The organism is Thalassotalea sp. ND16A, from assembly GCF_000764205.1.
Taxonomy (GTDB): Bacteria; Pseudomonadota; Gammaproteobacteria; order Enterobacterales; family Alteromonadaceae; genus Thalassotalea_A.
Window position 1 is genome coordinate 23,507 of the sequence record NZ_JQDZ01000042.1, and the last position, 24,191, is coordinate 47,697.

The window sequence follows — 24,191 nt, forward strand, 5'->3', positions numbered from 1 at the left end:
AGAATAACTGATGACTACAAAAAATCTACCACGTGAACATAACCTTGCTATTGGCGAAAATGGCTGTTTTGACATTAATGTTATGGCACCAGAACCAGCTGCTGAAGCCGTAATAGATGCCACAACCGAAGAAGTTAATAATGCGATTTGCCGAGCCGATGATGCATTCTTTGGTTATAGTACTTTACCGGCAGAAAAAAGAGCAGAGTTTTTAAGGACCATTGCTGAGCAAATATTGTACTTGGGGGATGAGCTTATTGACATGGTTCATGCGGAAACCGGTTTAGCGAGAGCCAGAATTGAAGGTGAACGCGGCCGAACTATGAACCAATTACGTATGTTTGCCTACAATATCAGCGAGCAAGAATTTCAGGGGATCATTGAACCAGCTGATGAGCAACGCCAACCTATGCCAAAGCCGGATACACGTCTAGGCTATTTACCACTTGGTGCCGTTGCCGTATTTGGTGCAAGTAATTTTCCCCTGGCCTTTTCCACTGCCGGGGGCGATACCGCTTCGGCACTCGCGGCCGGTTGTCCGGTTGTGATGAAAGCACACAGTGCACACCCTGGAACGTCGGCTTTAGTGGCATCGGCAATTGCCAATGCGATTGAAATTTGCTCACTTGATCCAGGAGTGTTCAGCCTGATCAAGGGTAAAAATCATCAAATAACCAGTCAAATAGTCACCCACCCGTTAATCAAGGCCGTAGGTTTTACCGGCTCGGAGCGGGTTGGGATGATTATACAAAAGCAAATTAATGAACGCGCCGAGCCTATTCCATTTTATGGCGAGCTCGGCAGTGTAAATCCGCAATTTATTTTGCCTGGTAAGGTTAAACAGAGTCCTTCCGCTATTGCAAAAGACCTGGTAGATTCATTAATGATTGGCCAGGGCCAATTTTGTACCAGTCCAGGATTATGGGTGATTAGTGAAGATGAGCATTATGAAGAGTTTTGTGAGGCAGTGCGCAGTCATCTTGAACAACAAGCTGCTGGGGTGATGTTGACTGCAGGTATCGGCAAAAGCTATCAAAGCAGCGTTGAGCAAAGACAAAACATTGCCGGTGTAGATCTACTCGCGATAGGTCAAAGTGGCGCCATAAATGAGTGTCGTGCCGCCGTCTTTAGTACCGATTTATCAAATTTTAGCAATGAAACCACGCTGCAAGAGGAAGTGTTTGGCTCCTCGGCATTGATAGTACGTTGTCAGGATATTGAGCAAATGTTAATGCTAGTTGAAGTGCTCAAAGGTAATTTAACCGCTGGTATTCATGCAGAAGATGCTGATATCGATAATTCGCAGCGCTTAGCCAATGCTTTAGTTCATAAAGTCGGGCGGTTAATTTACAATCAAATGCCAACTGGCGTTGAAGTATGTGCATCGATGAATCACGGTGGTCCGTTTCCGGCAGCCACTAATGTACAAAGCACTTCTGTAGGCAGCAAGGCAATTGAACGTTTTCGCCGACCAATCTGTTATCAAAATATGCCGCAGCAGCTATTGCCTGAACTTTTACGTGATTGATAATTACCCTCTGTAGGTAAATTTACTAAGCTCGGGATCGCTTCAGTCGATCCCGATTAGTTTAATTAGTTAAAATACCGCTCGATTAATTAATTTTAGTGTATCTTTTATAACAATATCCAATATAATGGATTCATTATGTTTAACTTATTAAAAATTAATTAATTTTATGTCAATAGTATTCAAAACCCGAACACAACTGGTGGTTGAAGCCATAAGAGAAAAAATATTAACTGGCGCAATTAAAGCCGGAGAACCACTAAGACAAGCCGCCCTTGCGACGGAACTAAATGTCAGTCGTATTCCAGTACGTGAGGCATTAGTGCAGCTTGAAGGGGAAGGATTGGTTAGCTTTGAACCACACAAAGGCGCCACCGCTTCAGCTCTTTCCATTGAACAAGTCGAAGAGCTGTTTGAGTTACGGGCACTGCTTGAAACTAATGTCTTAGCAGAATCTTTAAAGCACATTACCGATGAACAATTAACGAAAGCTGGCGATATTCTCAGTCAGTTGGAAGAAGCGTTAGGGGAAGAGGACTCATCTAATAGCTGGAGTGAGTTAAACAGCGAGTTTCATAATTGTTTATATTCCGCTGCAAATCGTCCGCAAACACAAGATATTATTAACACGCTAAATAAAAATGCCGACAGATACATTCGCATGCATTTATTATGGCTTGGAAAAATTGACAAAGCCGAAGTGCAACATCGAGATATATTACACGCGTGTATGCAACGAGATGTGAAAAAAGCGATTAAATTAATGAAAGCCCACATTTTAGAATCTGGTGAAGAAATCAAAGAGTTTTTACAGCAACGGGAAAGCAGCGAAGGGTAACCTTAATACCCAGTTAAAGACCAGGGTTGATGTTAAAATTGTTTTATTTAAAGTTTTTATTTCAGCCATTGATACAAACTAATATAATAATCTTTTCCAATTTCCTCTGGTGTCGTGTTGCACAATAACTTAAAAATATTGCCGGTATTAATGCTAATGGTGATATTCAGTCCATTAGCCATTGATATCTTTTTACCTGCATTACCTACCATGGCGAACGACCTGGCGACCACGCTTACCACTATGCAGTGGAGCATTAGCATATTTTTATTAAGTATGGGCATTGGCCAATTATTCACCGGCCCGTTAACGGATAAATATGGTCGCAAACCCGTTGCCTTGTTTGGCGTATTCATTTATGGCTTGGCGGCATTGTTAAGTGTTTTTGCCAATACCATTGAACTGCATTTATTGGCGAGACTAGCGCAAGGCTTTGGTACTTGTGCTATCGTTGTTGCCGCCTTTTCAATTGTCCGAGATAAATTTGATCCCGTACAAAGTGGCATTATGTACAGTTATTTAAATGGTGTTATTTGCTGCATCCCGGCATTGGCGCCCATTTTAGGGGGCTGGTTAAGCCAGGTCTATGGCTGGCATAGCACCTTTATATTTATGTTCGGCTTCGCCGTTATTGCCGGTATGTTGCTGTTTTATTTGCTTAAAGAAACCAACAATGCGAAAAACAAAAAACAGATCAACCCCTTTGCCATCCACCGATATAAAAGCATTATTATAAACCCGATATTTCAGTTTCATTCTGTGCTAGTGATGTTGTCAATGGCAGTGATCATTGCCTATGTCAGCAGTTCACCTGCGTGGCTAATGGTGAATCTGGCATTAACGGCAAATGATTTCATCTTTTGGTTTAGTCTTAATGCCATCATAAATATTATCGCTTGTGTTACTGCACCCAAGGTATTAACCAAGTATGGTGCCAGTAGAACCATTACCATGGGTATGGTCACCTTAGTTAGCGGCGGCGTTATGATGCTAGTGTTGCAAAGCTGGCAAACCCCGTTCACATTTATGTTTCCGGTGATGTTTAGCTCCATTGGTTTTTCATTCGTGATGGGGACGTGCGCAGGGCAAGCGTTAGCCCCGTTTGGCGACAAAGCTGGCACGGCTTCAGCATTGCTTGGTTTCATCCAAATGAGTGGCTCAGCGGTCATTGTCGGCTTGGTACAATTATTGCCAATTAATATCAGCGAGCAAATCGCCTTACTGATGTTGTCAATATTACCATTATTGGTGATCTGGTTTGTGCCGAGAGTTAAAAACGTAATTATGTAATGAAAAATCGCTACGGGCTACGGGCTGAATTGGTATTGCTACACGAAAGGTGAATTGATCAAATACACAGCCCGTGGCCAGTAGCTCGTTGCTAGAAGCACAACAGAATTAATACCATCCATGGTAATTCTAAGTTAATTCATTCCCTGAATTAAAAAAGCCTCGTAAACGAGGCTTTTTTTTATTTGCTGTTTAGGGCAGGAATATAAATATACCCGATCACCTATATCACAATTATCTGGCGCGGAAAATAATGCGACCTTTTGATAAGTCGTATGGTGTTAATTCAACAGTAACTTTATCGCCAGTTAAAATACGGATGTAGTTTTTCCGCATTTTACCTGAAATGTGAGCGGTAACAACGTGACCGTTTTCTAACTCAACACGGAACATAGTATTAGGTAATGTATCTAATACTGTACCTTGCATTTCAATATTTTCTTCTTTCGCCATTGGGCGTTAAACCTCTAATAAATGTGATAATTCTGGTTCATTTTGGAGTTGAAAATTAACTCACAAAAGCTTTGAACAAGAATATAAAAATTTTCTGCCGAGATAATGCCGAAATCTGAACGATTTGTAAAGGTAATGTGTTATTTATTTTTTATCTGTTCGTTGCCAATTATCATCGACCAGTCTTTCATGGGGATAATACTGTTTTTTATAATTCATTTTTGCGCATTGATCGATTTGATAACCCAGATACAAATAATGTTTATTTAGTTTTTTGCTCAATTCGATTTGTTTTAAAATGGAAAATTTTCCTAATGAACGTTTGTGCAGATCAGGATCGTAAAAGGTATACAAAGCCGATAATGCACCGGGTAAATTATCACATACCGCCACCGAAATTAAGGTGTTGTTTAAATACAACTCTAAAAACAGTTGTTCCACTGTGCTGCTAAAGATGAAACCTTGATATTGCTGACGATTTGCCGGGTACATGGCGCCGTTGCGGTGCACGGTGTTGATGTAGCGTCTATACAAGTCAAAATATTCGTCTTTACCTCCTCGGCATATGCGCATCGATAAATCTTTGTTTACCGCCATAATTCGTTTTTGGCTTCTTGACGGGGCAAACTCGTTAACCGGCAAACGAATGGATTCGCAGCCGCTACAATTTGGACAATGCGGACGATATACTTGCTCACCGCTACGGCGAAACCCGGCCATGAGTAACCGCTGATAGTTTTCACTGGTTAACTCGTTCGAGTTAGTGACGACAATTAATCGCTCTTTTTCCGTTTCAAGGTAATTACATGGAAAGGTTTTGGTTAAGCCAAACTGAAAATATTTTTTCGACTCGCTCATTACTCATTACACCAATATTTATGTTTGCAACCTTCTTGATTGCCAAAATTCTGCTTCGACAGGGCGGTTAACTGCTGTTTGTTGTAAGCTTAAAAATTCGTCTCTGGCGACTTCTTTTACGCCCATACTCTCTAAAAAAGGGTTCTGGATCTGACAATCAATAAACTGTATATCTTTTAAGTTTAGCAAATTAACCAGAGCTATGAGGGCAATTTTTGAGGCGTTGGTTTTTTTATAAAACATTGACTCGCCACTAAAAAAACCATTGATAGCAACGCCATACAGACCGCCAACAAGTTCATCGTGTTGCCAAACCTCAATCGAATGGGCATATCCAAGTTGATGCAGTTGCTGATAGGCCTGGATCATCTCTGGCATGATCCAGGTATCATCATGACGAAACGGTGCGTCAGAACAAGTATCTATTACCCGGGAAAAATCTTTATTAAGGCTTACCGTATAAGGCGATTTGTTGACAAATTTTTGCAAACTGCGATTAACGCGTAAATCACTAATCTTTAAAATTGCTCTCGGGTTTGGAGACCACCAGAGTAGTGGATCAGCTTCGCTGTACCAGGGAAAGATGCCGTTGGCATAAGCTTGAATTAGCCGCTTGGGATGCAAGTCACCACCGGTGGCAATCAATCCATTGGGCTCGATTAAGGCAAATTCATGAGGAGGGAAAGCCAGCTCTTTATCATCTAAGGTGTAAAGATACTGGCTCATAAGTCGTGCTCTTTGGTTAGGTAAGCTATCTAAGCGTTGGAACTTAGGGCATCAAGGTAGCGTTCGGCATCCAGCGCAGCCATACAGCCTGAACCGGCAGAGGTAATCGCTTGGCGATAAATGTGATCGGCTACATCGCCAGCGGCATAAATGCCTTCCAGGCTGGTTTGGGTGGCATTACCACTGGTACCGCTTTGTATGGTTAAGTAGCCATCTTTCATTTCTAACTGACCGGCAAAAATGCCAGTATTTGGTTTATGACCAATGGCAATGAAACAACCAGTTACGTCAATTTCATTGGTTGCATCAGAGGTCGTGTCTTTTAAACGTAAACCGGTTACGCCCATTTGATCGCCTAATACTTCATCTAACGTACGTTCTAAGTGTAAAATAATATTACCGTTTGCCACTTTATCCATTAAGCGCTTGGTTAAGATTTTTTCACTTCTAAATTCGGTACGACGGTGAATTAAGTGAACTTCAGAGGCAATGTTTGACAAATATAACGCTTCTTCAACCGCAGTATTACCGCCACCCACTACCGCAACTTTTTGGTTGCGATAAAAGAAGCCGTCACAAGTTGCACAAGCCGAAATCCCTTTACCCATAAACGCAGTTTCAGACTCTAAACCCAGGTATTGGGCAGATGCACCGGTACAAATAATTAATGCGTCACAAGAATATTCACCAGCGCTGCCTTTCATTTTATAAGGCTTGCTGGAGAAGTCGACTTCATCAATGTGGTCAAAGATGATCTCAGTATCAAACTTTTCGGCATGCTTTTGCATACGTTCCATCAATGCCGGACCGGTTAAGTCATCGGCATCGCCTGGCCAGTTTTCAACTTCAGTGGTGGTGGTTAATTGACCACCTTGTTGCATACCCGTGATCATCACAGGTTTTAAATTTGCACGAGCCGCATAAACAGCTGCGGTATAACCCGCCGGGCCTGAGCCTAAAATAAGAAGAGGGCAATGTCTTACATCACTCATGAAGTGCTCCAAGTATAAGTAATTAATATTTCGATATCTAGTTGATTGGGATTTTAAGCAAATAAAACAAGGGAAACAATAAAAAAAAACGCAGTCATGTTTGACCGCGTTTTTTAAAAAATGCTATTTGTAAACTAAGTGGTACTTATACTCGGCAGGCAGGATGCCTTGAGAGGGGGATTTTTTAGCTTCTAGCAGCGAGCTGCGGGCTGTGCATTTGATGAATTCACCTATCGTGTAACAATATCAACTCTGCCCGTAGCCCGTTGCCAGAAGCGATTAAGCGTTTAATGCAACTTTCGGATCGACATAGTCGAAACCTAAGTTTTCAGCAACTTCACGTACGGTCACTTTACCATTGATAACGTTTAAACCGTTTAAAAAGTGATCATTGCTTAATAACGCCTCTTTATAACCTTTGTTTGCCAGGTTAATGATAAATGGTAATGTTGCGTTGTTTAATGCAAAGGTTGAAGTGCGCGGCACTGCACCTGGCATGTTAGCAACACAGTAGTGTACAACGTCATCAACAATGTAAGTTGGATCGGCATGAGTTGTGGCTTTTGACGTGGCAATACAACCACCTTGGTCAATGGCAACATCAACAATCGCAGAGCCTGGCTTCATGTTTTTGATGTGTTCAGCAGTAACCAGTTTAGGCGCAGCAGCACCTGGGATTAAAACACCACCAATCACTAAATCGGCTTCTAATACGTGATGTTCAAGGGCATCAGCCGTTGAGTATACCGCTTTAATCTTGTTGCCAAATTGTGCGTCTAGTTTACGCAGCACATTGATGTTACGGTCAAGAATGACAACTTCTGCGCCCATGCCTACCGCCATTTGCGCCGCGTTGTTACCAACCATACCGCCACCAATAACAACAACTTTCGCTGGCTCAACACCCGGAACGCCACCTAATAACATGCCACGACCGGCATTTGATTTTTCCAGCGCTTGGGCACCGGCTTGAATCGACATGCGGCCAGCAACTTCTGACATCGGGGCAAGCAGCGGTAAACCGCCTTGATTGTCAGTTACTGTTTCGTAGGCGATACAGATAGCTTTTGATTTGATCAGATCTTCAGTTTGTGGAAGATCCGGGGCAAGGTGAAGATAAGTGAATAAGATTTGACCTTCACGCAACATGGCGCGTTCAACCGCCTGTGGCTCTTTTACTTTGACTAACATTTCAGCTGTAGCAAAGACATCGGCAGCGCTGGATAAAATTTCAGCGCCGGCAGTTTTGTAATCTTCGTCAGTAAAACCAATACCAATACCGGCATTGGTTTCCACAAATACTTGATGGCCGTGGTTAATTAATTCACGAACACTACCTGGAACCATACCAACACGGTACTCATGGTTTTTAATTTCTTTAGGTACACCGATAATCATAATAAATCTCTCAACTGGTTTGTTATTAAATTGATTATTTACGAATAAATAATTAAGTTATTTAGTTTTATTTGTATCTAGTATAGCTAGCTTTTGACCGATTAACTGGTTGTAATTTTTAAATTGCTAGATGAAAATATCGTTAAATGCTAGACTGGCAGTGAATTATATCGCCAGACAAATATTATGAATAAAAAATTAGATCGTATTGATAAAAACATTCTTAATGAATTACAAAATAATGGTCGACTGTCTAATGTTGAGTTATCTAAACGGGTAGGACTAAGTCCAACTCCCTGCTTGGAGCGAGTGAAGAAGTTAGAGCAGGAGAGTATCATTACCGGTTATAGCGCCGATCTTAATCCTAAATACCTTGATGCGGCGCTATTAGTCTTTGTCGAAATCACCTTAAGCCGCAACGCTCCCGATGTTTTTGAAGAGTTTTCAAACGCGGTAATGGCATTAGACGTGATACAAGAGTGTCATTTAGTGTCAGGAAGTTTTGACTTTTTGTTAAAAACCCGGGTATCTGATATGCAAGCGTACCGAAATTTACTGGGCGATACGCTGTTAACCCTACCTGCGGTTAGTGACAGTAGAACTTATGTCGTTATGGAAGAAGTAAAATCTACCAATAATCTTCCTATCACCTATTAGAACTGAGGATCTTGCGGTTAAATTGAGCATTTTAACGGCACCTTATAGATAGATGATGCCATATCCAGATTAAATCGGGGCAAAGTGTTAAATAGCCCGGTTTAGATATGTTATCTAACACTAAAATCTGCTATTTTGCTAATAACGACTAATATACCAGTCTGCATAAGTATTGAGTCACTCAGCGATCGGTAAAAGAGTTTTAGGCCAGGCTTTCATTTTGTACTGTGGTTATTTCACTGAAAAAATGTATAACGCAGCATAAAACTCTTTTAACATCGCCCTTTGGGTGATTATCAAAGACACTATAACTGCAGGAAATTTATAAAAGATAGAATAACTATCTCTTTCAAATTTCATTTGTTCTAGCGCCTTTGATAAGCACTGAGTTGACTATATACTTATGCCGATTGGTATCAGAACAATAATTAAAACAAAAACAATATTATGGATTCAACTTTGGCCAATAAAGAATCAGTAAAATTAACAGGTACCCAGCGTTTACTCGAAGCGGGCCTGATTTTCACCAGTATTTTTTCAATATTTCTTATCATCTCTTTATTCAGTTTTGACCCGGCCGATCCTGGTTGGTCACAAACGGCGTATCATGCCACGGTCAAGAATATGGGCGGGGCACTTGGTGCCTACTTGTCAGATATATTTTTGTTTTCTTTTGGTATTGTCGCTTATAGCTTGCCCTTTGTTATCGCCATTATTGGCTGGTTACTATTTCAACGTATTCATTATTTACTCGACATAGATTTTTTCACTTTAGGGCTGAAATTTATCGGCTTTATGATGTTTTACGTCGGCCTAACCTCAATTGCCAGCATGAATTTTGATGATGTTTACGATTTTTCTGCCGGAGGCATCGTTGGCGATTACATCTCGATTTCGTTAATGCCATATCTAAACTATATCGGCTCTAGTTTATTATTTTTAGTACTAACCTGCTCAGGCTTTGTGTTGTTAACCGGCTTGTCGCTATTAACCATCATTGAATGGATAGGGGCAAAAGTAATTTGGTTGGCTATTTTCAGCAAAAATACGGCGTTCAGTTTTAAACAGCAGTTCAATTCAGCACCGATACCAGCAAATGACGCTAAAACTAAAGATGCCAGTTCCATAGAGAACAAAGCAGCAAAATTAGAGAATCCAACGGTTACCGATGAGGCTACTAGCAACCATAAAAGCAAAGTTGAGCAGCCAATATTTGACAACGAAACCTCACTGGCTGCGCAATTATTTGGCAGTGATCCGGCAACGACGGCAAAACCGTCTGCAACAGATGCCCAAATAGCCCCGGTGTTTAGTGAAGGTTCAACCGATAATGTCCCTGCAATAACTATTGATGACGATGGCTTTGTCGAAATTGATGAGCTGCTTGACGAGCCGATGGTGGGCAATTTTGATGAACAGTTCAGCGAGAAGGAACTCGATGCGGCATTAACTCCGGTAACTAAGCTTGATGTTGCCGACGATGAAGATGAAAAAGTCATCTATCTAAATACCGCCGATAACCGTCAAAAACTACCGTCAGAACTGTTGGCCGAGCGCTATGAAACGATGCCGACGATTGATTTGCTGGACCGTCCCGATAAAGCCAAAAATCCAATCACCCAAGATGAGCTTGATCAGGTAAGCCGTTTGGTGGAAGCGCGTTTACTCGATTATGGCGTACAAGCACAAGTTACCGACGTTTTTCCTGGTCCGGTTATTACTCGTTTTGAACTTGAACTGGCTGCCGGCGTTAAAGTTAGCAAAATCACTAACTTGTCTAAAGATTTGGCGCGGGCACTGTCTACCGCCAGTGTTCGTGTGGTGGAAGTTATTCCGGGTAAATCCGTCATTGGCCTGGAATTACCGAATAAACATCGTGAAATGGTGCGGCTAAGTGAAGTGATTGAAAGTGAAGTGTTCACCAAATCTTCTTCTGAGCTCACCATGGTATTAGGTAAAGATATTGCCGGCGACCCGATTGTTGCCGATTTAGCAAAAATGCCACACTTACTCGTCGCGGGCACGACCGGCTCCGGTAAATCGGTCGTGGTTAACGTAATGATCGTCTCTATGTTGTACAAATCAACACCCGCCGATGTCCGTTTTATCATGATAGATCCAAAAATGTTGGAGCTTTCGGTCTATGAAGGTATTCCGCATTTACTCTCCGAAGTGGTCACCGACATGAAAGATGCCGCCAATGCGCTGCGTTGGTGTGTTGGTGAGATGGAAAGACGCTACAAATTAATGTCGGCGCTTGGGGTGCGTAACTTAAAGGGCTATAACCAAAAGATTTTATCTGCAATTGAAGACGGCACGCCAATTGCCGACCCGCTTTGGAAGCCAGGTGACTCTATGGATGAAACGGCACCATTATTGGAAAAACTGCCAAGCATCGTGGTTGTGGTTGATGAGTTTGCCGACATGATCATGATTGTCGGTAAAAAAGTTGAAGAGTTAATCGCTCGTATCGCACAAAAGGCACGTGCTGCTGGTATTCACCTTATTTTAGCCACACAACGTCCATCGGTTGATGTAATTACCGGCCTTATCAAAGCAAACATTCCAACCCGTATGGCATTAACGGTACAATCGAGAATCGACTCGCGAACCATTCTCGATCAACAAGGTGCAGAACAATTACTCGGTAATGGTGACATGTTATTTTTACCGCAAGGCACTGGCGTACCGATTCGTGCCCAGGGTGCTTTTGTTGACGACCATGAAGTTCATGCTGTGGTAAACAACTGGAAGTCTCGGGGCAAACCCAATTATGTTGCGGAAATATTGTCGGGTGAAACCCATGAAGATAACATGCTGCCCGGCGAACAAGCCGAAAGTGAAGACAGTGAAACCGATGCGCTTTATGATGAAGCATTGATGCATGTCACCGAATCGCGTCGCGCCTCTATTTCTGGGGTACAACGAAAATTCAGAATTGGTTACAATAGAGCGGCGCGAATCATTGAACAAATGGAAGCGCAAGGGGTCGTAAGTACACCAGGCCATAATGGTAATCGTGAAGTGTTAGCGCCACCGCCGGTAAAATCCTAGCGAGCAGCACATTTCGCCAACTAAAATGAGAATAAACTAAGTAGTTATATGAAAGTTTTAACAATTAAACGAGCAATTATTTCCCTGTTATTGCCAGCAAGTATGCTGCTGGCAATGACTCCTTCTGCAATGGCAACTGAGACCAGTACGCGATTAAAAGCAAAGCTAAATGCGGTGCAAGGGTTTAGCGCCGATTTTAACCAGGATGTGATAGATGCCGACGGTAATGTCATTCAAACCGCGACCGGCACCCTGGCAGTGAAACGACCCAACTTATTAAACTGGGAAACCAAAGCACCCGATGAAACCTTAGTGGTTAGCGACGGTGAAACGTTGTGGTTCTATAATCCGTTTGTTGAGCAAGTCTCCGCGTTTAACATCGGCAATGCCGTGACCAATACGCCAATTTTATTACTCACCGGCTTAAATGATAAAGCCTGGCAAGACTACAAGGTTGCGCAAATCAGTAAGGACGAATTTCGCATCGAGTCACTTAGTGAAGATGCGCAAGTGAAAAATTTACATCTGCTGTTTAACAATAATGACCTGGTCAAGTTTACGGTAGAAGATGCTACCGGCCAGCTAAGTCATTTTAACTTAAGCAATGTCATTAATACGCCGCTGCCAGCAGCAGCGTTATTCGAATTTACCCTACCTGAGGGTGTGGATTTTGATGACCAACGATAGCCATTCAATGTCGTTAGATTTTGATCACCAGGATTCTTTTGCGCCACTTGCCGCCCGGATGCGACCGCGTCAGCTCAGTGAATATATTGGTCAAACGCATCTGTTAGCCGATGGCAAACCGTTAAAAATTGCGATAGAGCAGGGGCTTTGTCATTCTCTGATCTTTTGGGGTCCGCCTGGAACGGGCAAAACCACTCTGGCCGAGTTGATTGCTACCTACGCCAACGCCGAAATTGAACGAATATCTGCGGTTACCTCCGGCGTAAAAGAAATTCGCGCGGCTATTGAAAAAGCCAAGCTGACCGCGCAAGCAAAGAATCGTCGCACCATTTTATTTGTTGACGAAGTGCACCGCTTTAATAAATCTCAGCAAGATGCATTTTTACCCTTTATTGAAGATGGCACCATCACCTTTATTGGCGCGACTACCGAAAACCCATCGTTTGAATTGAACCAGGCGTTATTATCAAGAGCGCGGGTCTATCTTTTACAAAAGCTTTCGGATGATGATTTAAACGTCGTCCTTAACCGCGCCCTTAGCGATGTGGAGAGAGGCTACGGCAAGTTTACAGTAAACTTAGCCGAAAAAGCCAAAGCATCATTACTGGCTTTGGCCAATGGCGATGCCCGGCGGTTATTAAACCTGCTGGAAAATTGTTTTGATATCAGTGAACAAACAGAAGAGAATTCTGCCACTGTGGTGTACATCACCCTCGAAATTGTCAATATGGTGGCCGGCGAAAAACAGGCACTTTATGATAAAGGTGGCGACCACTTTTATGATCTGATCAGTGCCTTTCATAAATCGGTGCGGGGCTCAAACCCAGATGCGGCGCTTTATTGGTATTGCCGAATTTTAGAAGGCGGTGGCGATCCGCTCTACGTTGGTCGTCGCTTGCTTGCCATTGCCAGCGAAGATATTGGCAATGCTGACCCGAGAGCCATTCAGTTAGCCATTAATGCCTGGGATACGTATCACCGAGTCGGTCCAGCAGAAGGGGAGCGAGCCATAGCTCAGGCTACGGTTTACATGGCCTTAGCACCCAAAAGTAATGCGGTGTATACGGCCTTTAAAAAGGCAAGAGAGCTTGCCAAAGATACCGGCCACTTAGAAGTTCCGCTGCATCTGCGCAACGCCACATCAAAATTAACCAAAGAGCTGGGCCATGGCAAAGATTATCGCTACGCCCATGATGAACCCGGCGCTTATGCCGCAGGTGAAAATTACTTGCCGGAGTTGATCTCCCATGCCAGTTTTTATCAGCCGACAGACAGAGGCTTAGAAAAAAAGTTAACAGAAAAAATGCAATATTTACAACAATTAGACAATGCTGCCGGTAAAAATCAATATGAATAATGCGATGATTTATTTATTTGTTGCCATTGGTGGCGCCGGTGGCGCCTGTTTACGATTTTTTATTGCCCAATTAGTGTTAAATTCTCTGGGAAAAGGATTCCCTTTTGCCACCTTGATCGTTAATATAACGGGCTCGCTCGTAATGGGTGTATTATACGGATTAATCGAACAAGGGGTGATCGAAGTGGTCTTATACCGAACCTTAATTGGTATTGGTTTTTTAGGCGCCTTCACCACCTTTTCAACGTTTTCATTAGACACTTTGTTGTTACTGCAACAAGGTGAGATAATAAAAGCCATGTTAAACGTTCTCCTTAACGTGCTGCTGTGTGTAATGGCCGCCGGTTTGGGAATGTTTTTAGTAGTAAATAAATAACAAACAACAAGTGACAAATCATGCTTGATTCAAAATTGCTTAGAGCAGACTTAGATACCATCGCCGCAAAATTAGCTGGCCGTGGTTTTACCTTAGATACCGCCACCTTTAACGCCTTAGAAGATGAGCGTAAAGAGTTACAGGTTCGTACTCAGGAACTACAAAGCGAACGTAATAGCCGTTCGAAATCTATTGGCCAGGCAAAAGCTCGTGGCGAAGATATTCAACCGTTATTGGCCGAAGTTGGTCAGTTAGGGGCGAAACTTGATTTAGCCAAAGAAGAGCTAAACGTGTTATTGGCAAAAATCGACAACATCGTCTCGGCAATCCCGAATATTCCTGATGACTCGGTGCCATTAGGCGAAGATGAAGACGATAACGTAGAAATTCGTCGTTGGGGCAGCCCAAAACAGTTCGATTTTGATGTTAAAGATCATGTCGATTTAGCAACGGCACTGGACAAAGGCTTAGACTTTGAAAGTGGCGCAAAATTAAGTGGTACCCGTTTTGTGGTGATTAAGGGCCAAATGGCTCGCTTAAACCGTGCCTTAGGTCAATTTATGTTAGACCTGCATACCGACATCCACGGTTATACCGAAGCTAACGTACCATTATTGGTCAACCACGATTCGCTATATGGCACCGGCCAATTACCCAAATTTGGCGAAGATTTATTCCATACCGATTTAGGTTCGAAAAAATTCTCGTTAATTCCAACGGCGGAAGTACCATTAACCAACCTGGTTCGTGATGAAATAGTCGACGAAGCTGAATTACCAATAAAGTATTCGGCGTTATCCTCATGTTTCCGCTCAGAAGCGGGTTCATCGGGGCGTGACATTCGTGGTTTAATACGTCAGCATCAGTTTGATAAAGTTGAACTGGTACAATTGGTGAAACCAGAAACCTCGTTTGCTGCGTTGGATGAGTTAACCGGCCATGCCGAAAAAGTTTTACAATTGCTCGAACTACCTTACCGTACCGTAACCTTATGTACTGGTGATATCGGTTTTAGCGCAATGAAAACGTTCGATATCGAAGTGTGGTTACCGGCGCAAAATACCTACCGTGAAATATCATCATGTTCGAACATGGGCGATTTCCAGGCACGTCGTATGCAGGCCAGGTATCGTAATAAAGAAACCAAGAAAACAGAATTATTACACACCCTTAATGGCTCAGGTTTAGCGGTTGGCCGTACCTTAGTTGCCGTGCTTGAAAACTACCAACAAGCCGATGGCACAATACTGGTTCCGGAAGTGTTAAAGCCGTATATGGGCGGTTTAACGCAAATTGGTTAAACCATTTAACAAGTTTTGATTGTTTTTAGCTGCTAGCAACGAACTACTGGCCACGGGTAGTGTATTTGATCAATTCACTACCCGTGTAACAATATCAACTCTGCCCTTAGCCAGAAGCGGTTATCGTTTTTCTCGCCAAGCTCAAGGTTATTGAGAAAAATAGCAAGCTCTCCTGCTTGCAGCACTAGCGCCGAATCTACAGGTGAAGGGGTAGTGACGTATTGTTGTCATTATCACTTCCTCCACATGAGCATAATCCTAATAACAACATCATTTTCAATATTTTCATTGTCTTGCCGGCTGCAATAACTTTTCTTTATAATTTAATACTTACCCATTCAACCCCTTTATTCAAGCCGCGGTTGTTCAATTGCTTGTTCCGGTTATTGCCGCGATCGGCGGGATACTGTTTGCGGATGAAACTTTTTCTCTGCGTCTGGCGTTATCTTCGGCAATGATACTGGGTGGTATTCTCGCGGTCATATTGGGCAAACACTACTCCCAGCATCAATCAAAGCATAACAATGGCGTCATTTAGAACAATAATAACCCGAAACAATTCCTAGAAACTATTAAATATATCAGCCTGGTTCAACCGGAAAAATGACAAAAAAACAATCTCAACTATACTTTCAAAACTGTTTAGCAAGATACCAAGTTGATTAAATATCTGTTCATTTTTAATGGTTAAAACGCATAACTACGGCGTTATAAAATTGATAAGTACGTAAGCATGGATGCTGCAGGTAGGGCGACGCAGGATGCCAAAGCCGAGAATAACTACTTACTAAATTTTATATCTTGTATTTATCCGTTTTTCCACATGAAAAAGTAGACCACATACTTAATAAAATTGGTATTACACAAGAAACAGTAAATTAATTAATAAGGAGTTTTTATGAAAACAATTAAACTATTTATATCATTCACACTTATCATGTTTACTAGTGTCGCATTTGCCGATTATGAAGTGTACAAAGATTACGACATTGGTGAAGAGGTGTCCTCGGTAACTACCGTTCGGGTTGATGCCAATATGATGGATGTATATTTAGAAGGCTTAGGAGAAACCTGGGTTACAGCCAATAAAATTGCCAAAGATTTAGGGCAAATAAAGGATTGGCATATTTACGCCAGTGAATTACCGCAAAGTGGCGATTTTAATTTATTGTTAGTGGTAAACTTTAACAGTGGTGCCGACCTTGAGCCGTCGAAAGAGAGATATCAGGCTTTTATGAAAAAATGGAGTGAAGAACAACAGAAGAAGACTCGTGAGATAGTGAAAACTTACCCGGATGTTCGCGAAATCACTGGTGAATATCGTCTACGTGAAATCATGATCAAGTAGTATGAGCATGTAGCGATAAAATGCTCCTCAAAAGGTGATATAAACACATCCATGTGCAATCACCCTCAAAAGGCGTCCTGCCTGTCGGGTATAAACACATCCATGTGCAATCACCCTCAAAAGGCGTCCTGCCTGTCGGGTATAAACACATCCATGTGCAATCACCCTCAAAAGGCGTCCTGCCTGTCGGGTATAAACACATCCATGTGCAAAAAAGGCTATATCTCTATAGCCTTTCCTTTACTAGTCTGCTTGAGTTTTTAATCAAATCATTCCTTAGCAGGTTCGTCTTAACTCTACACCTTTAACGGTTTAAAGGGTAAATCCCTATAGCGTTTCCCCGATGCGGCATACACGGCATTACTTAATGCCGGCGCAAAGGGAGAAACCCCTGGTTCGCCTAAACCTGTCGGTTTCTCATCTGAGTCAACAATATGCACTGTTACCTTGGGCATATCCTTTAAACGCATGACCGGATAATCATGAAAATTTGAATTAACCACAGCACCGTCCCTAAAGGTGATTTCTGTGGCCAGAGCTAATGACATGCCCATCACCACGGCGCCTTCCATTTGGGCAGTAGCGCCATCAGTATTTAACACCTGGCCACAATCGATAGCGCAATCGACATTGAGTACTTTAATGTTATCGCCATCGACTTTGACATGCACCGCCATCGCCACGTAACTTCTAAAACTGTAATGTACGGCTATGCCAATGCCTTCACCTTTGGGCAGTTTCTTGCCCCAACCAGCACCTTTGGCGGCAAGATCTAATACCGCTTTCGAACGCTTGGTATTTTGTTGCTGCTCAGCATTGGTATTGGCGTCATAGATGCTGTGTAAAAATTTCACCGTATCTTGTTGCGCTTTATCAGCCAGTTCATCGGCAAATGTGCCCATGGCAAATCCATAAAATATGGCATACACCGCACGGTACCAGCCAATGCGGGTATGGGCCGGAGATTCACCTGACTCAGAACGATAATTTTTGATGCCAAACGGGTGTTCATCGATTTCGCTGAAGTTGTTCTTTGATGGTCTGCTGACACTGGCATCGAATAGGGTATTAATTGACGGGAAGGCGGCACGGTGCAGCCAGCCGGTGACCTTACCTTGTTCATCCATTGACGCTTGGATATGTTGGGCGTTAATGGAATGATAAAAACCGGTGCGCATATCTTCTTCACGGGTCCAGGTTAATTGCACCGGCGCGTTAATTTTCTCTGAGATCACCGCGGCTTCATGAACATAATCGCATTTAAACTTACGGCCAAATGCACCGCCAGCCATCATCACATGCACATTGATATCTTCAGGTTTACGTTTTAAATACTGCGCCAACACCTTTTGAATGTCAGCCGGGCTTTGCGTTGATGCCCACACCTCACAACTGTCTTTTTGCACCCAAACCACACTGGCATTAGGCTCCATAGGCGCATGACTTAAATGGCCACCGGTATAGGTGGCCGAAAGGGTAGTTGCGGCATTGCTGAACGCTTTTTTAATATCGCCACGCGCTGTGACTAATTGCGCCTCTGTTTCCACATTTTTCACCAACTGCGCTTTGTATTCCTGAGTGTTATAAACGGCGTTGGCACCAAGATCCCACTCTATTTTTAACTGTTTTACCGCTTGTTGCGCGGTCCAGGAATTATCGGCGACAACGGCGACCGCGCCAATGGAACTAAATGGGTGCTTAATTGGTGATATCTCAACGACATCGATAACCCCTGACATTTTTAATGCCTGGCTGTTATCGACTGATTTTAGTTTGCCGCCTAGCACCGGGCAGTGCACAATTGCCGCATACTTCATCCCGGGGAGTTTGGTGTCTACTCCATAAACGCGTTTGCCGACCACCACTTTGCCTTGATCGTGTCTGTCCAGTGCTTTACCGATATATCGATACTGAGATTTACTTTTTAATTTCGGATCGATTGGCACCTCGATGTTGGCAGCAAGAGTTGCTAACTCACCATAACTTAACTTTTGTTGGTTCTGTTTATTGATAACAAAATGATTTTCGGCGTAACAATCACTGGCGTTCACTTGCCATACTTTTGCTGCGGCTAATATCAGCATTTCTTTGGCGGCAGCGCCGGCTTTGCGCATAGGTTCAAACATTTTACGAATACTGGCCGAACCGCCTGTGGCTTGCGAACCAAATTTCGCTTCATTACCGTCCGCTTGTTCGATGGAGACTTTGCTCCAGTCGGCTTCCATTTCATCGGCAACTGCGGCGGGTAATGCCGTACTGATGCCTTGACCCATTTCACACCGACCACAATAGATCAAGGTGTCGCCATTTTCACTTAAGTGAATAAAGGCGTTAGGGTTAAATTCAGCCGCGGCTGAACCTTTGTTGGCGGTGCCTGCAAAAGAGGGTAGTGATACTCCCATTACCAAACCTGATGAGGCGATACCGGCAACTTTTAAGAAATTACGACGTGAGACATTGTCAAAAGCGATGGTTGCGGGTTGCGATACTATCGAGCTCTCTATTGGGTTGGCGTCATAATAAGCCGACATGGCGTCTAATATGTGCTTATTCATCTTACACCTCCTTCGCTAATTCATCGGCAGCAACGCGTATCGCTTTCTTGATCCGCTGGTACGTACCACAACGGCAAATATTGCCTTGCATCGCACTGACAATTTCATCATCGGTAGGTGAGCTATTGGTTGCCAATAAACTCGCTGCATTCATGATTTGCCCAGCCTGACAATAACCGCATTGCGGTACATTGTTCTCTAGCCAGGCTTTTTGTAACGGGTGCTCACCATGTTCAGACAAGCCTTCAATGGTGGTGATATTTTTATTCGCCAAAGTGCTGACCGGGGTAATACAGGAGCGGGTTGCCTGGCCATCAACATGTACCGTACATGCGCCGCACAAGCCATTGCCACAACCAAACTTGGTGCCGGTAAATTCAAGCTTATCGCGTAAAAACCACAACAGTGGCATTTGTTCATCGACATCTATTGGGTATTCAATTCCATTTACGTTTATGGTCTTACTCATAACAACTCCCACGCTTATTGATAGATAGTTAATCTAATATACATGAAAATCATTAAAGTACACCATTGGCGATTATGTAAGAATTTGTGTAAGCATTCATGGCTTCTGGCTACGGGCAGAGTTGATATTGTTATACGACAGGTGAATTCATCAAATACACAGCCCGTGGCCAGTAGCTCGTTGCTAGAAGCTAAAAAAATCCTCCGCAAATTAATGACAGAGTCTTCATCGCATAACCTAGGTTTTTAGATAAATATTTTGTTATATACATCGGGCAGGTTTTGGCAGGCCTGCGATTTTTGTGGCTTGCTTGGCAGGGCCTTTAGGGAACAATCTATATAAGTAGCGGCTGTTGGCTTTTTCTTCGCCAAACTCGGCTTTCAACGCTTTGATTAATGCTCTGATCGCCGGAGACGTTTTGTATTCAAGATAAAAATTACGGACAAAATTTACCACTTGCCAATGATCTTCGGTCAAATTGATATTATCGGCACTCGCGATCACTGGTGCTAATTCTGCACTCCAATCATTAATGTTCAGCAGATAACCTTCTTTATCTGTCTCTATTTGTTGGTTATTAAATGTTATTGCCATGTAATGGTTTTCTCTGCAAGGTTAGTTAACGACACTAATGTTGAAAAGTCAGCGGTTTTTATCTTGCTATTTGTGACCTTTAAGGCCCGTGCATCGAGATGCTCGGTTAACGCAAAAATCTCAATTGTGTCGAGTTGCTGCAATAGCTTAGGATGAGCAATGTTGTAAACTCCATCATCGATAAGAAAAATGCTATCCTGTTCAGTGACTATGCGTAAACACAAATCAAGCTTATTATCGTTAAAAGCGCTGGTGCGCACTATATGTAATATGGTCATACTTTCAGGCTTCAATGGTTAATGGGTCTTAAATTAATCGCTCAAGGGCTAAAACGTTAAAATAACATCTGCTTGTTTAAGAGCGTTAGCAAATTCGGTGTTGCTAACCAGCTTGGCATCACCAAAGGCAAACTCCGTTGATAACTGCCTCTGGCTTAAGCAATCGGCACTGATGTAAATATCTTCAATATCGTAAAAGCCTAATGCTTTAAACGTGGCGATAAAATCTTTTGCGCCAATACTTTCGGCATTTTGCTGGGACTGGGTTTGATAAACCCCGTCGCCGATAAAATACAATGCTACTGGCATCTCATAGCTTGCCAGTATTAACGCCGCATCCAATGCTTCTTTGGCATTGAATTTACTAAAAGTAGCACTGGTGTTCACTATCGCATATTTTTTAACATGATCGGGCATCATAATTGAATAACCTTATCGGCTTTAGTCGTTAACACCACCAGCTCACCCAAGCCCGAGATGGTAAAGTGATCATCGATATTATGGCTAAATGCTGCTTCGTCACTGTCGGTTAAACCGCGGCGCTCACCGGCGGTGATACATAAATGTAGCGGGGTAGCGCTTTGTTGTTGAAATGCCGACCAGGCCAGATTGAGATTCACTTCATCACTGGGAGCTTGCACATATTGATTCGCATTTAACACACCTTCTTGATAAAAGAAGACACCAGTTATGCTATGCCCATCAGCCACCAATTGCCGGGCGAAGGTCAGCGCGGTATAAGTTTTATTATCCGTTGGTGCTGTGGATACTATTAACGCAAAACTACTCAAAACAAAGCCTTTAAAATTACCATGCAGTTATACCAAATTGGTATTTCTTCTCATTGTTGATATCCAAATAGCCAAAAGTAGATAGCGTATAAAGACAAAGGCCCCGCTTTTTAAAAGCGGGGCCTTTTGATTATAAACGATTTTTTACGAATTATTAATCGTCATTTCCGGATAATACTGCTAATAAGTGCAGTAAATGTACGAAAATATTATAAATATTTAAGTATAACGATACGGTTGCACGAATGTAGTTACGCTCACCACCGTGGATGATGCGGCTAGTATCAAATAAGATCAAACCAGACATAACCAAAATGATGCCCGCGCTCACTGCTAATGATAGAGCCGGGATTGCTAAGAAGATGTTAGCAATTGCAGCAACGATAGCAACCAACAGGCCAACCATTAAAAAGCCACCCATAAAGGAGAAGTCTTTCTTACTGGTAAGCGCATACGCCGATAAACCAAAGAATATCAATGCTGTACCACCAAGAGCCTGCATGATTAAAGCACCGCCACCAGGCATTGATGCGTACATGTTAAGCATTGGACCTAACGAGGCACCCATTAAACCGGTGAATGCGAATATCCAGTATATGCCGCTCGCTTTATCTGCTTGTTTATGAACAACAAATAATAGACCAAATGCAGCTAACGTCATTACTAACGCCGCGATATGAGAAAGACCCATGGCCATTGAAATGCCGGCAGTTACCGCACTAAACGCTAACGTCATACCAAGTAACATATAAGTGTTACGTAATACTTTATTGATTTCGATTGCTGAGCTTTGGCTTGCAGCATTAAAATCCATTTGAGATTGCATAAATTTTCCTTAGAAAAAATGAATGTTTATACCAATTGAGTAAACAACTTGATAAAGGTTAGATGGGGTCAATTTGAAAAAATTCAATAAATTTTATTAAAACTTAATCGCTTAACTCAATCACTTTACCTATTTTATATCTTAATATTGTTGCTAGGTAAACCTCTTATCGTGACATATTATGACACATCAAGCGTTAGATTGCTAAAATAATGGCACAAATAAGCGCTAATATTGAGTAATAATTTGTTTCTTTCGGTAACAATTATTGCTCTGACCATTAACTAACCCTGCGGCTTACTATGATGCCGCATTTGCAAGTGGTGTTAATTGGTAGCTATTCATCCTGTTCCTATTTTTCCGCTAACTAATCATAGCCATCAATAACTTCTTGTCTTCTGTAACAGCTCTTACTATGGTCGTTTACTAACCCTGCGGCTTACTATGATGCCGCATTTGCAAGTGGTGTTAATTGGTAGCTATTCATCCTGTTCCTATTTTTCCGCTAACTAATCATAGCCATCAATAACTTCTTGTCTTCTGTAGCAGCTCTTACTATGGTCGTTTACTAACCCTGCGGCTTACTATGATGCCGCATTTGCAAGTGGTGTTAATTGGTAGCTATTCATCCTGTTCCTATTTTTCCGCTAACTAATCATAGCCATCAATAACTTCTTGTCTTCTGTAGCAGCTCTTACTATGGTCGTTTACTAACCCTGCGGCTTACTATGATGCCGCATTTGCAAGTGGTGTTAATTGGTAGCTATTCATCCTGTTCCTATTTTTCCGCTAACTAATCATAGCCATCAATAACTTCTTGTCTTCTGTAGCAGCTCTTACTATGGTCGTTTACTAACCCTGCGGCTTGCATATGCGCATAGACGATGGTGGAGCCAACAAATTTGAAACCGCGCTTTTTCAAATCCTTACTTATTTTATCGGAAATCTCAGAAGTGGCGGGGTAGTCAGATAATGCATCGAAACTATTTACCACAGGTTTATTATCAACGAATGCCCAAAGGTATTTACAAAAGCTGCCAAACTCCTTTTGTATTTCGATAAAGTGTTGTGCATTCGAGATTGCCGATTTCACTTTCAAGCGATTTCGAATGATCCCAGGATTTAACAATAACTGTTCTACTTTGTCATCATCGAACTTTGCCACCGCTTGCACATCAAAATTGGCAAAAAGTTTGCGATAATTTTCTCTTTTCTTTAACACCGTATACCAACTTAACCCCGCTTGTGCCGACTCTAATATTAAAAACTCAAACATAGTGGCATCGTCATGCACTGGTACGCCCCATTCTTTATCGTGATATTGCACATAATCGGCTTTACTTTCATCTAACCAGGGGCAACGACATTTCAGTTCGCGACTATTTTCTACCATTATTATTCCTAATAAAATTCTTTAATGGCTATATTAATCGACTATTTTGCGGAAAAAATCAACGAACTGTGTAAATTTTTAACAAACAAACTTTTTTTTGAAATTAATGCTTTACAACAATTAGCAGAGTCTTTAATATTCGCCCCATCTTGAAGCAAGCATTGTTTTAAGACTTCAGGTGAGATGGCTGAGTGGTCGAAAGCACCGGTCTTGAAAACCGGCATGGGTTTGTAGCCCATCTAGAGTTCAAATCTCTATCTCACCGCCATATTTAGAGAAAAGCCCAATCGAAAGATTGGGCTTTTTTCGTTTAAGGCCAGTGATAAACCCTTAGGGTTTGTAGCCCACTCATATCTTAAGAGTTCAAATCTCTATCTCACCGCCATATTTAGAGAAAAGCCCAATCGAAAGATTGGGCTTTT

General features: G+C 42.4%; 23 protein-coding genes and 1 tRNA gene. 11 read left to right on the forward strand and 13 right to left on the reverse strand.

Annotation, left to right across the window (positions count from 1 at the left end; translation table 11 throughout):
- Nucleotides 1-10 precede the first annotated feature (10 nt).
- The 3 genes from ND16A_RS11925 (at nt 11) to ND16A_RS11915 (ending at nt 3,656) form a co-directional block, all read left to right on the forward strand.
- Nucleotides 11-1,528, forward strand: a complete 1,518-nt coding sequence (locus ND16A_RS11925; protein WP_033077075.1) for an aldehyde dehydrogenase (NADP(+)) — start codon at nt 11-13, stop codon at nt 1,526-1,528.
- Nucleotides 1,529-1,697: 169 nt separating this feature from the next.
- On the forward strand, nt 1,698-2,366 hold the full coding sequence (locus tag ND16A_RS11920) for a GntR family transcriptional regulator (RefSeq protein WP_033077076.1): 669 nt from the start codon (nt 1,698-1,700) through the stop codon (nt 2,364-2,366).
- 117 nt (nt 2,367-2,483) lie between these two features.
- Nucleotides 2,484-3,656, forward strand: a complete 1,173-nt coding sequence (locus ND16A_RS11915) for a multidrug effflux MFS transporter (RefSeq protein WP_235282027.1) — start codon at nt 2,484-2,486, stop codon at nt 3,654-3,656.
- Nucleotides 3,657-3,890: 234 nt separating this feature from the next.
- Here the strand turns inward: ND16A_RS11915 and infA are convergent, their stop codons facing one another.
- The 5 genes from infA to ald form a co-directional block, all read right to left on the reverse strand.
- A complete protein-coding gene (gene infA, locus ND16A_RS11910; protein ID WP_011043571.1) occupies nt 3,891-4,109 on the reverse strand; it encodes a translation initiation factor IF-1 in 219 nt (72 codons plus the stop codon).
- A 144-nt stretch (nt 4,110-4,253) separates the two neighbouring features.
- The gene (locus ND16A_RS11905; protein ID WP_033077077.1) at nt 4,254-4,967 is read right to left on the reverse strand and encodes an arginyltransferase; all 714 of its coding nucleotides are present in this window, start codon (nt 4,965-4,967) and stop codon (nt 4,254-4,256) included.
- 18 nt (nt 4,968-4,985) lie between these two features.
- A complete protein-coding gene (gene aat, locus ND16A_RS11900; RefSeq protein WP_033077078.1) occupies nt 4,986-5,693 on the reverse strand; it encodes a leucyl/phenylalanyl-tRNA--protein transferase in 708 nt (235 codons plus the stop codon).
- A 29-nt stretch (nt 5,694-5,722) separates the two neighbouring features.
- Nucleotides 5,723-6,685 carry a thioredoxin-disulfide reductase gene (trxB, locus tag ND16A_RS11895; protein WP_033077079.1) on the reverse strand — a complete coding sequence of 321 codons (963 nt, stop codon included), beginning with the start codon at nt 6,683-6,685 and terminating at the stop codon, nt 5,723-5,725.
- A 279-nt stretch (nt 6,686-6,964) separates the two neighbouring features.
- A complete protein-coding gene (gene ald, locus ND16A_RS11890) occupies nt 6,965-8,083 on the reverse strand; it encodes an alanine dehydrogenase (RefSeq protein ID WP_033077080.1) in 1,119 nt (372 codons plus the stop codon).
- A gap of 186 nt (nt 8,084-8,269) precedes the next feature.
- Here ald and lrp point away from each other — a divergent pair, with 186 nt between their 5' ends.
- From lrp to ND16A_RS11855, 7 genes are all read left to right on the forward strand, one after another.
- Nucleotides 8,270-8,740 (forward strand): leucine-responsive transcriptional regulator Lrp, encoded by a 471-nt coding sequence (gene lrp / locus ND16A_RS11885; RefSeq protein WP_033077081.1) that lies wholly within the window; start codon nt 8,270-8,272, stop codon nt 8,738-8,740.
- Between the two features lie 447 nt (nt 8,741-9,187).
- Nucleotides 9,188-11,794, forward strand: a complete 2,607-nt coding sequence (locus ND16A_RS11880; protein WP_052072979.1) for a DNA translocase FtsK — start codon at nt 9,188-9,190, stop codon at nt 11,792-11,794.
- Nucleotides 11,795-11,842: 48 nt separating this feature from the next.
- Complete coding sequence (gene lolA / locus ND16A_RS11875; protein ID WP_033077082.1) at nt 11,843-12,481, forward strand: outer membrane lipoprotein chaperone LolA; 639 nt, start codon at nt 11,843-11,845, stop codon at nt 12,479-12,481.
- Nucleotides 12,468-13,838, forward strand: a complete 1,371-nt coding sequence (locus ND16A_RS11870) for a replication-associated recombination protein A (RefSeq protein WP_235282031.1) — start codon at nt 12,468-12,470, stop codon at nt 13,836-13,838. The genes lolA and ND16A_RS11870 overlap by 14 nt, the downstream gene beginning before the upstream one ends.
- The gene (gene crcB / locus ND16A_RS11865; protein WP_033077096.1) at nt 13,831-14,214 is read left to right on the forward strand and encodes a fluoride efflux transporter CrcB; all 384 of its coding nucleotides are present in this window, start codon (nt 13,831-13,833) and stop codon (nt 14,212-14,214) included. Before ND16A_RS11870 ends, crcB begins: the two co-directional genes overlap by 8 nt.
- A gap of 20 nt (nt 14,215-14,234) precedes the next feature.
- Nucleotides 14,235-15,515, forward strand: coding sequence for a serine--tRNA ligase (gene serS / locus ND16A_RS11860; RefSeq protein WP_033077083.1), 1,281 nt, complete (start codon nt 14,235-14,237; stop codon nt 15,513-15,515).
- A gap of 898 nt (nt 15,516-16,413) precedes the next feature.
- On the forward strand, nt 16,414-16,863 hold the full coding sequence (locus ND16A_RS11855; protein ID WP_033077084.1) for a hypothetical protein: 450 nt from the start codon (nt 16,414-16,416) through the stop codon (nt 16,861-16,863).
- Between the two features lie 296 nt (nt 16,864-17,159).
- Here the strand turns inward: ND16A_RS11855 and ND16A_RS11850 are convergent, their stop codons facing one another.
- The 8 genes from ND16A_RS11850 to ND16A_RS11815 form a co-directional block, all read right to left on the reverse strand.
- On the reverse strand, nt 17,160-19,418 hold the full coding sequence (locus ND16A_RS11850) for a xanthine dehydrogenase family protein molybdopterin-binding subunit (protein ID WP_235282038.1): 2,259 nt from the start codon (nt 19,416-19,418) through the stop codon (nt 17,160-17,162).
- 1 nt (nt 19,419) lies between these two features.
- A complete protein-coding gene (locus ND16A_RS11845; RefSeq protein ID WP_033077085.1) occupies nt 19,420-19,887 on the reverse strand; it encodes a (2Fe-2S)-binding protein in 468 nt (155 codons plus the stop codon).
- A gap of 261 nt (nt 19,888-20,148) precedes the next feature.
- Nucleotides 20,149-20,481, reverse strand: a complete 333-nt coding sequence (locus tag ND16A_RS11840; protein WP_033077086.1) for a TusE/DsrC/DsvC family sulfur relay protein — start codon at nt 20,479-20,481, stop codon at nt 20,149-20,151.
- Nucleotides 20,472-20,759: a sulfurtransferase complex subunit TusB gene (tusB, locus tag ND16A_RS11835; RefSeq protein WP_033077087.1), complete on the reverse strand. Its 288-nt coding sequence runs from the start codon at nt 20,757-20,759 to the stop codon at nt 20,472-20,474. Before tusB ends, ND16A_RS11840 begins: the two co-directional genes overlap by 10 nt.
- 48 nt (nt 20,760-20,807) lie before the next feature.
- Nucleotides 20,808-21,179 carry a sulfurtransferase complex subunit TusC gene (tusC, locus tag ND16A_RS11830; protein ID WP_052072980.1) on the reverse strand — a complete coding sequence of 124 codons (372 nt, stop codon included), beginning with the start codon at nt 21,177-21,179 and terminating at the stop codon, nt 20,808-20,810.
- Complete coding sequence (gene tusD / locus ND16A_RS11825; RefSeq protein WP_033077088.1) at nt 21,176-21,550, reverse strand: sulfurtransferase complex subunit TusD; 375 nt, start codon at nt 21,548-21,550, stop codon at nt 21,176-21,178. Before tusD ends, tusC begins: the two co-directional genes overlap by 4 nt.
- Before the next feature lie 154 nt (nt 21,551-21,704).
- Nucleotides 21,705-22,376, reverse strand: coding sequence for a Bax inhibitor-1/YccA family protein (locus ND16A_RS11820; RefSeq protein WP_033077089.1), 672 nt, complete (start codon nt 22,374-22,376; stop codon nt 21,705-21,707).
- Between the two features lie 793 nt (nt 22,377-23,169).
- On the reverse strand, nt 23,170-23,769 hold the full coding sequence (locus ND16A_RS11815; protein ID WP_033077090.1) for a DNA-3-methyladenine glycosylase I: 600 nt from the start codon (nt 23,767-23,769) through the stop codon (nt 23,170-23,172).
- 177 nt (nt 23,770-23,946) lie between these two features.
- Between ND16A_RS11815 and ND16A_RS11810 the strand changes: the two genes are divergently transcribed.
- Nucleotides 23,947-24,037: transfer RNA gene (locus tag ND16A_RS11810), tRNA-Ser, on the forward strand.
- Nucleotides 24,038-24,191: the final 154 nt, after the last annotated feature.

Bases quoted from the DNA above. Each gene is read 5' to 3' on its own strand.
- ND16A_RS11925 (WP_033077075.1), top strand. From the start codon at position 11: ATGACTACAAAAAATCTACCACGTGAACATAACCTTGCTATTGGCGAA.
- ND16A_RS11920 (WP_033077076.1), top strand. From the start codon at position 1,698: ATGTCAATAGTATTCAAAACCCGAACACAACTGGTGGTTGAAGCCATA.
- infA (WP_011043571.1), bottom strand. From the start codon at position 4,109: ATGGCGAAAGAAGAAAATATTGAAATGCAAGGTACAGTATTAGATACA.
- ND16A_RS11905 (WP_033077077.1), bottom strand. From the start codon at position 4,967: ATGAGCGAGTCGAAAAAATATTTTCAGTTTGGCTTAACCAAAACCTTT.
- aat (WP_033077078.1), bottom strand. From the start codon at position 5,693: ATGAGCCAGTATCTTTACACCTTAGATGATAAAGAGCTGGCTTTCCCT.
- trxB (WP_033077079.1), bottom strand. From the start codon at position 6,685: ATGAGTGATGTAAGACATTGCCCTCTTCTTATTTTAGGCTCAGGCCCG.
- ald (WP_033077080.1), bottom strand. From the start codon at position 8,083: ATGATTATCGGTGTACCTAAAGAAATTAAAAACCATGAGTACCGTGTT.
- lrp (WP_033077081.1), top strand. From the start codon at position 8,270: ATGAATAAAAAATTAGATCGTATTGATAAAAACATTCTTAATGAATTA.
- ND16A_RS11880 (WP_052072979.1), top strand. From the start codon at position 9,188: ATGGATTCAACTTTGGCCAATAAAGAATCAGTAAAATTAACAGGTACC.
- lolA (WP_033077082.1), top strand. From the start codon at position 11,843: ATGAAAGTTTTAACAATTAAACGAGCAATTATTTCCCTGTTATTGCCA.
- ND16A_RS11870 (WP_235282031.1), top strand. From the start codon at position 12,468: ATGACCAACGATAGCCATTCAATGTCGTTAGATTTTGATCACCAGGAT.
- crcB (WP_033077096.1), top strand. From the start codon at position 13,831: ATGAATAATGCGATGATTTATTTATTTGTTGCCATTGGTGGCGCCGGT.
- serS (WP_033077083.1), top strand. From the start codon at position 14,235: ATGCTTGATTCAAAATTGCTTAGAGCAGACTTAGATACCATCGCCGCA.
- ND16A_RS11855 (WP_033077084.1), top strand. From the start codon at position 16,414: ATGAAAACAATTAAACTATTTATATCATTCACACTTATCATGTTTACT.
- ND16A_RS11850 (WP_235282038.1), bottom strand. From the start codon at position 19,418: ATGAATAAGCACATATTAGACGCCATGTCGGCTTATTATGACGCCAAC.
- ND16A_RS11845 (WP_033077085.1), bottom strand. From the start codon at position 19,887: ATGAGTAAGACCATAAACGTAAATGGAATTGAATACCCAATAGATGTC.
- ND16A_RS11840 (WP_033077086.1), bottom strand. From the start codon at position 20,481: ATGGCAATAACATTTAATAACCAACAAATAGAGACAGATAAAGAAGGT.
- tusB (WP_033077087.1), bottom strand. From the start codon at position 20,759: ATGACCATATTACATATAGTGCGCACCAGCGCTTTTAACGATAATAAG.
- tusC (WP_052072980.1), bottom strand. From the start codon at position 21,179: ATGATGCCCGATCATGTTAAAAAATATGCGATAGTGAACACCAGTGCT.
- ND16A_RS11820 (WP_033077089.1), bottom strand. From the start codon at position 22,376: ATGCAATCTCAAATGGATTTTAATGCTGCAAGCCAAAGCTCAGCAATC.
- ND16A_RS11815 (WP_033077090.1), bottom strand. From the start codon at position 23,769: ATGGTAGAAAATAGTCGCGAACTGAAATGTCGTTGCCCCTGGTTAGAT.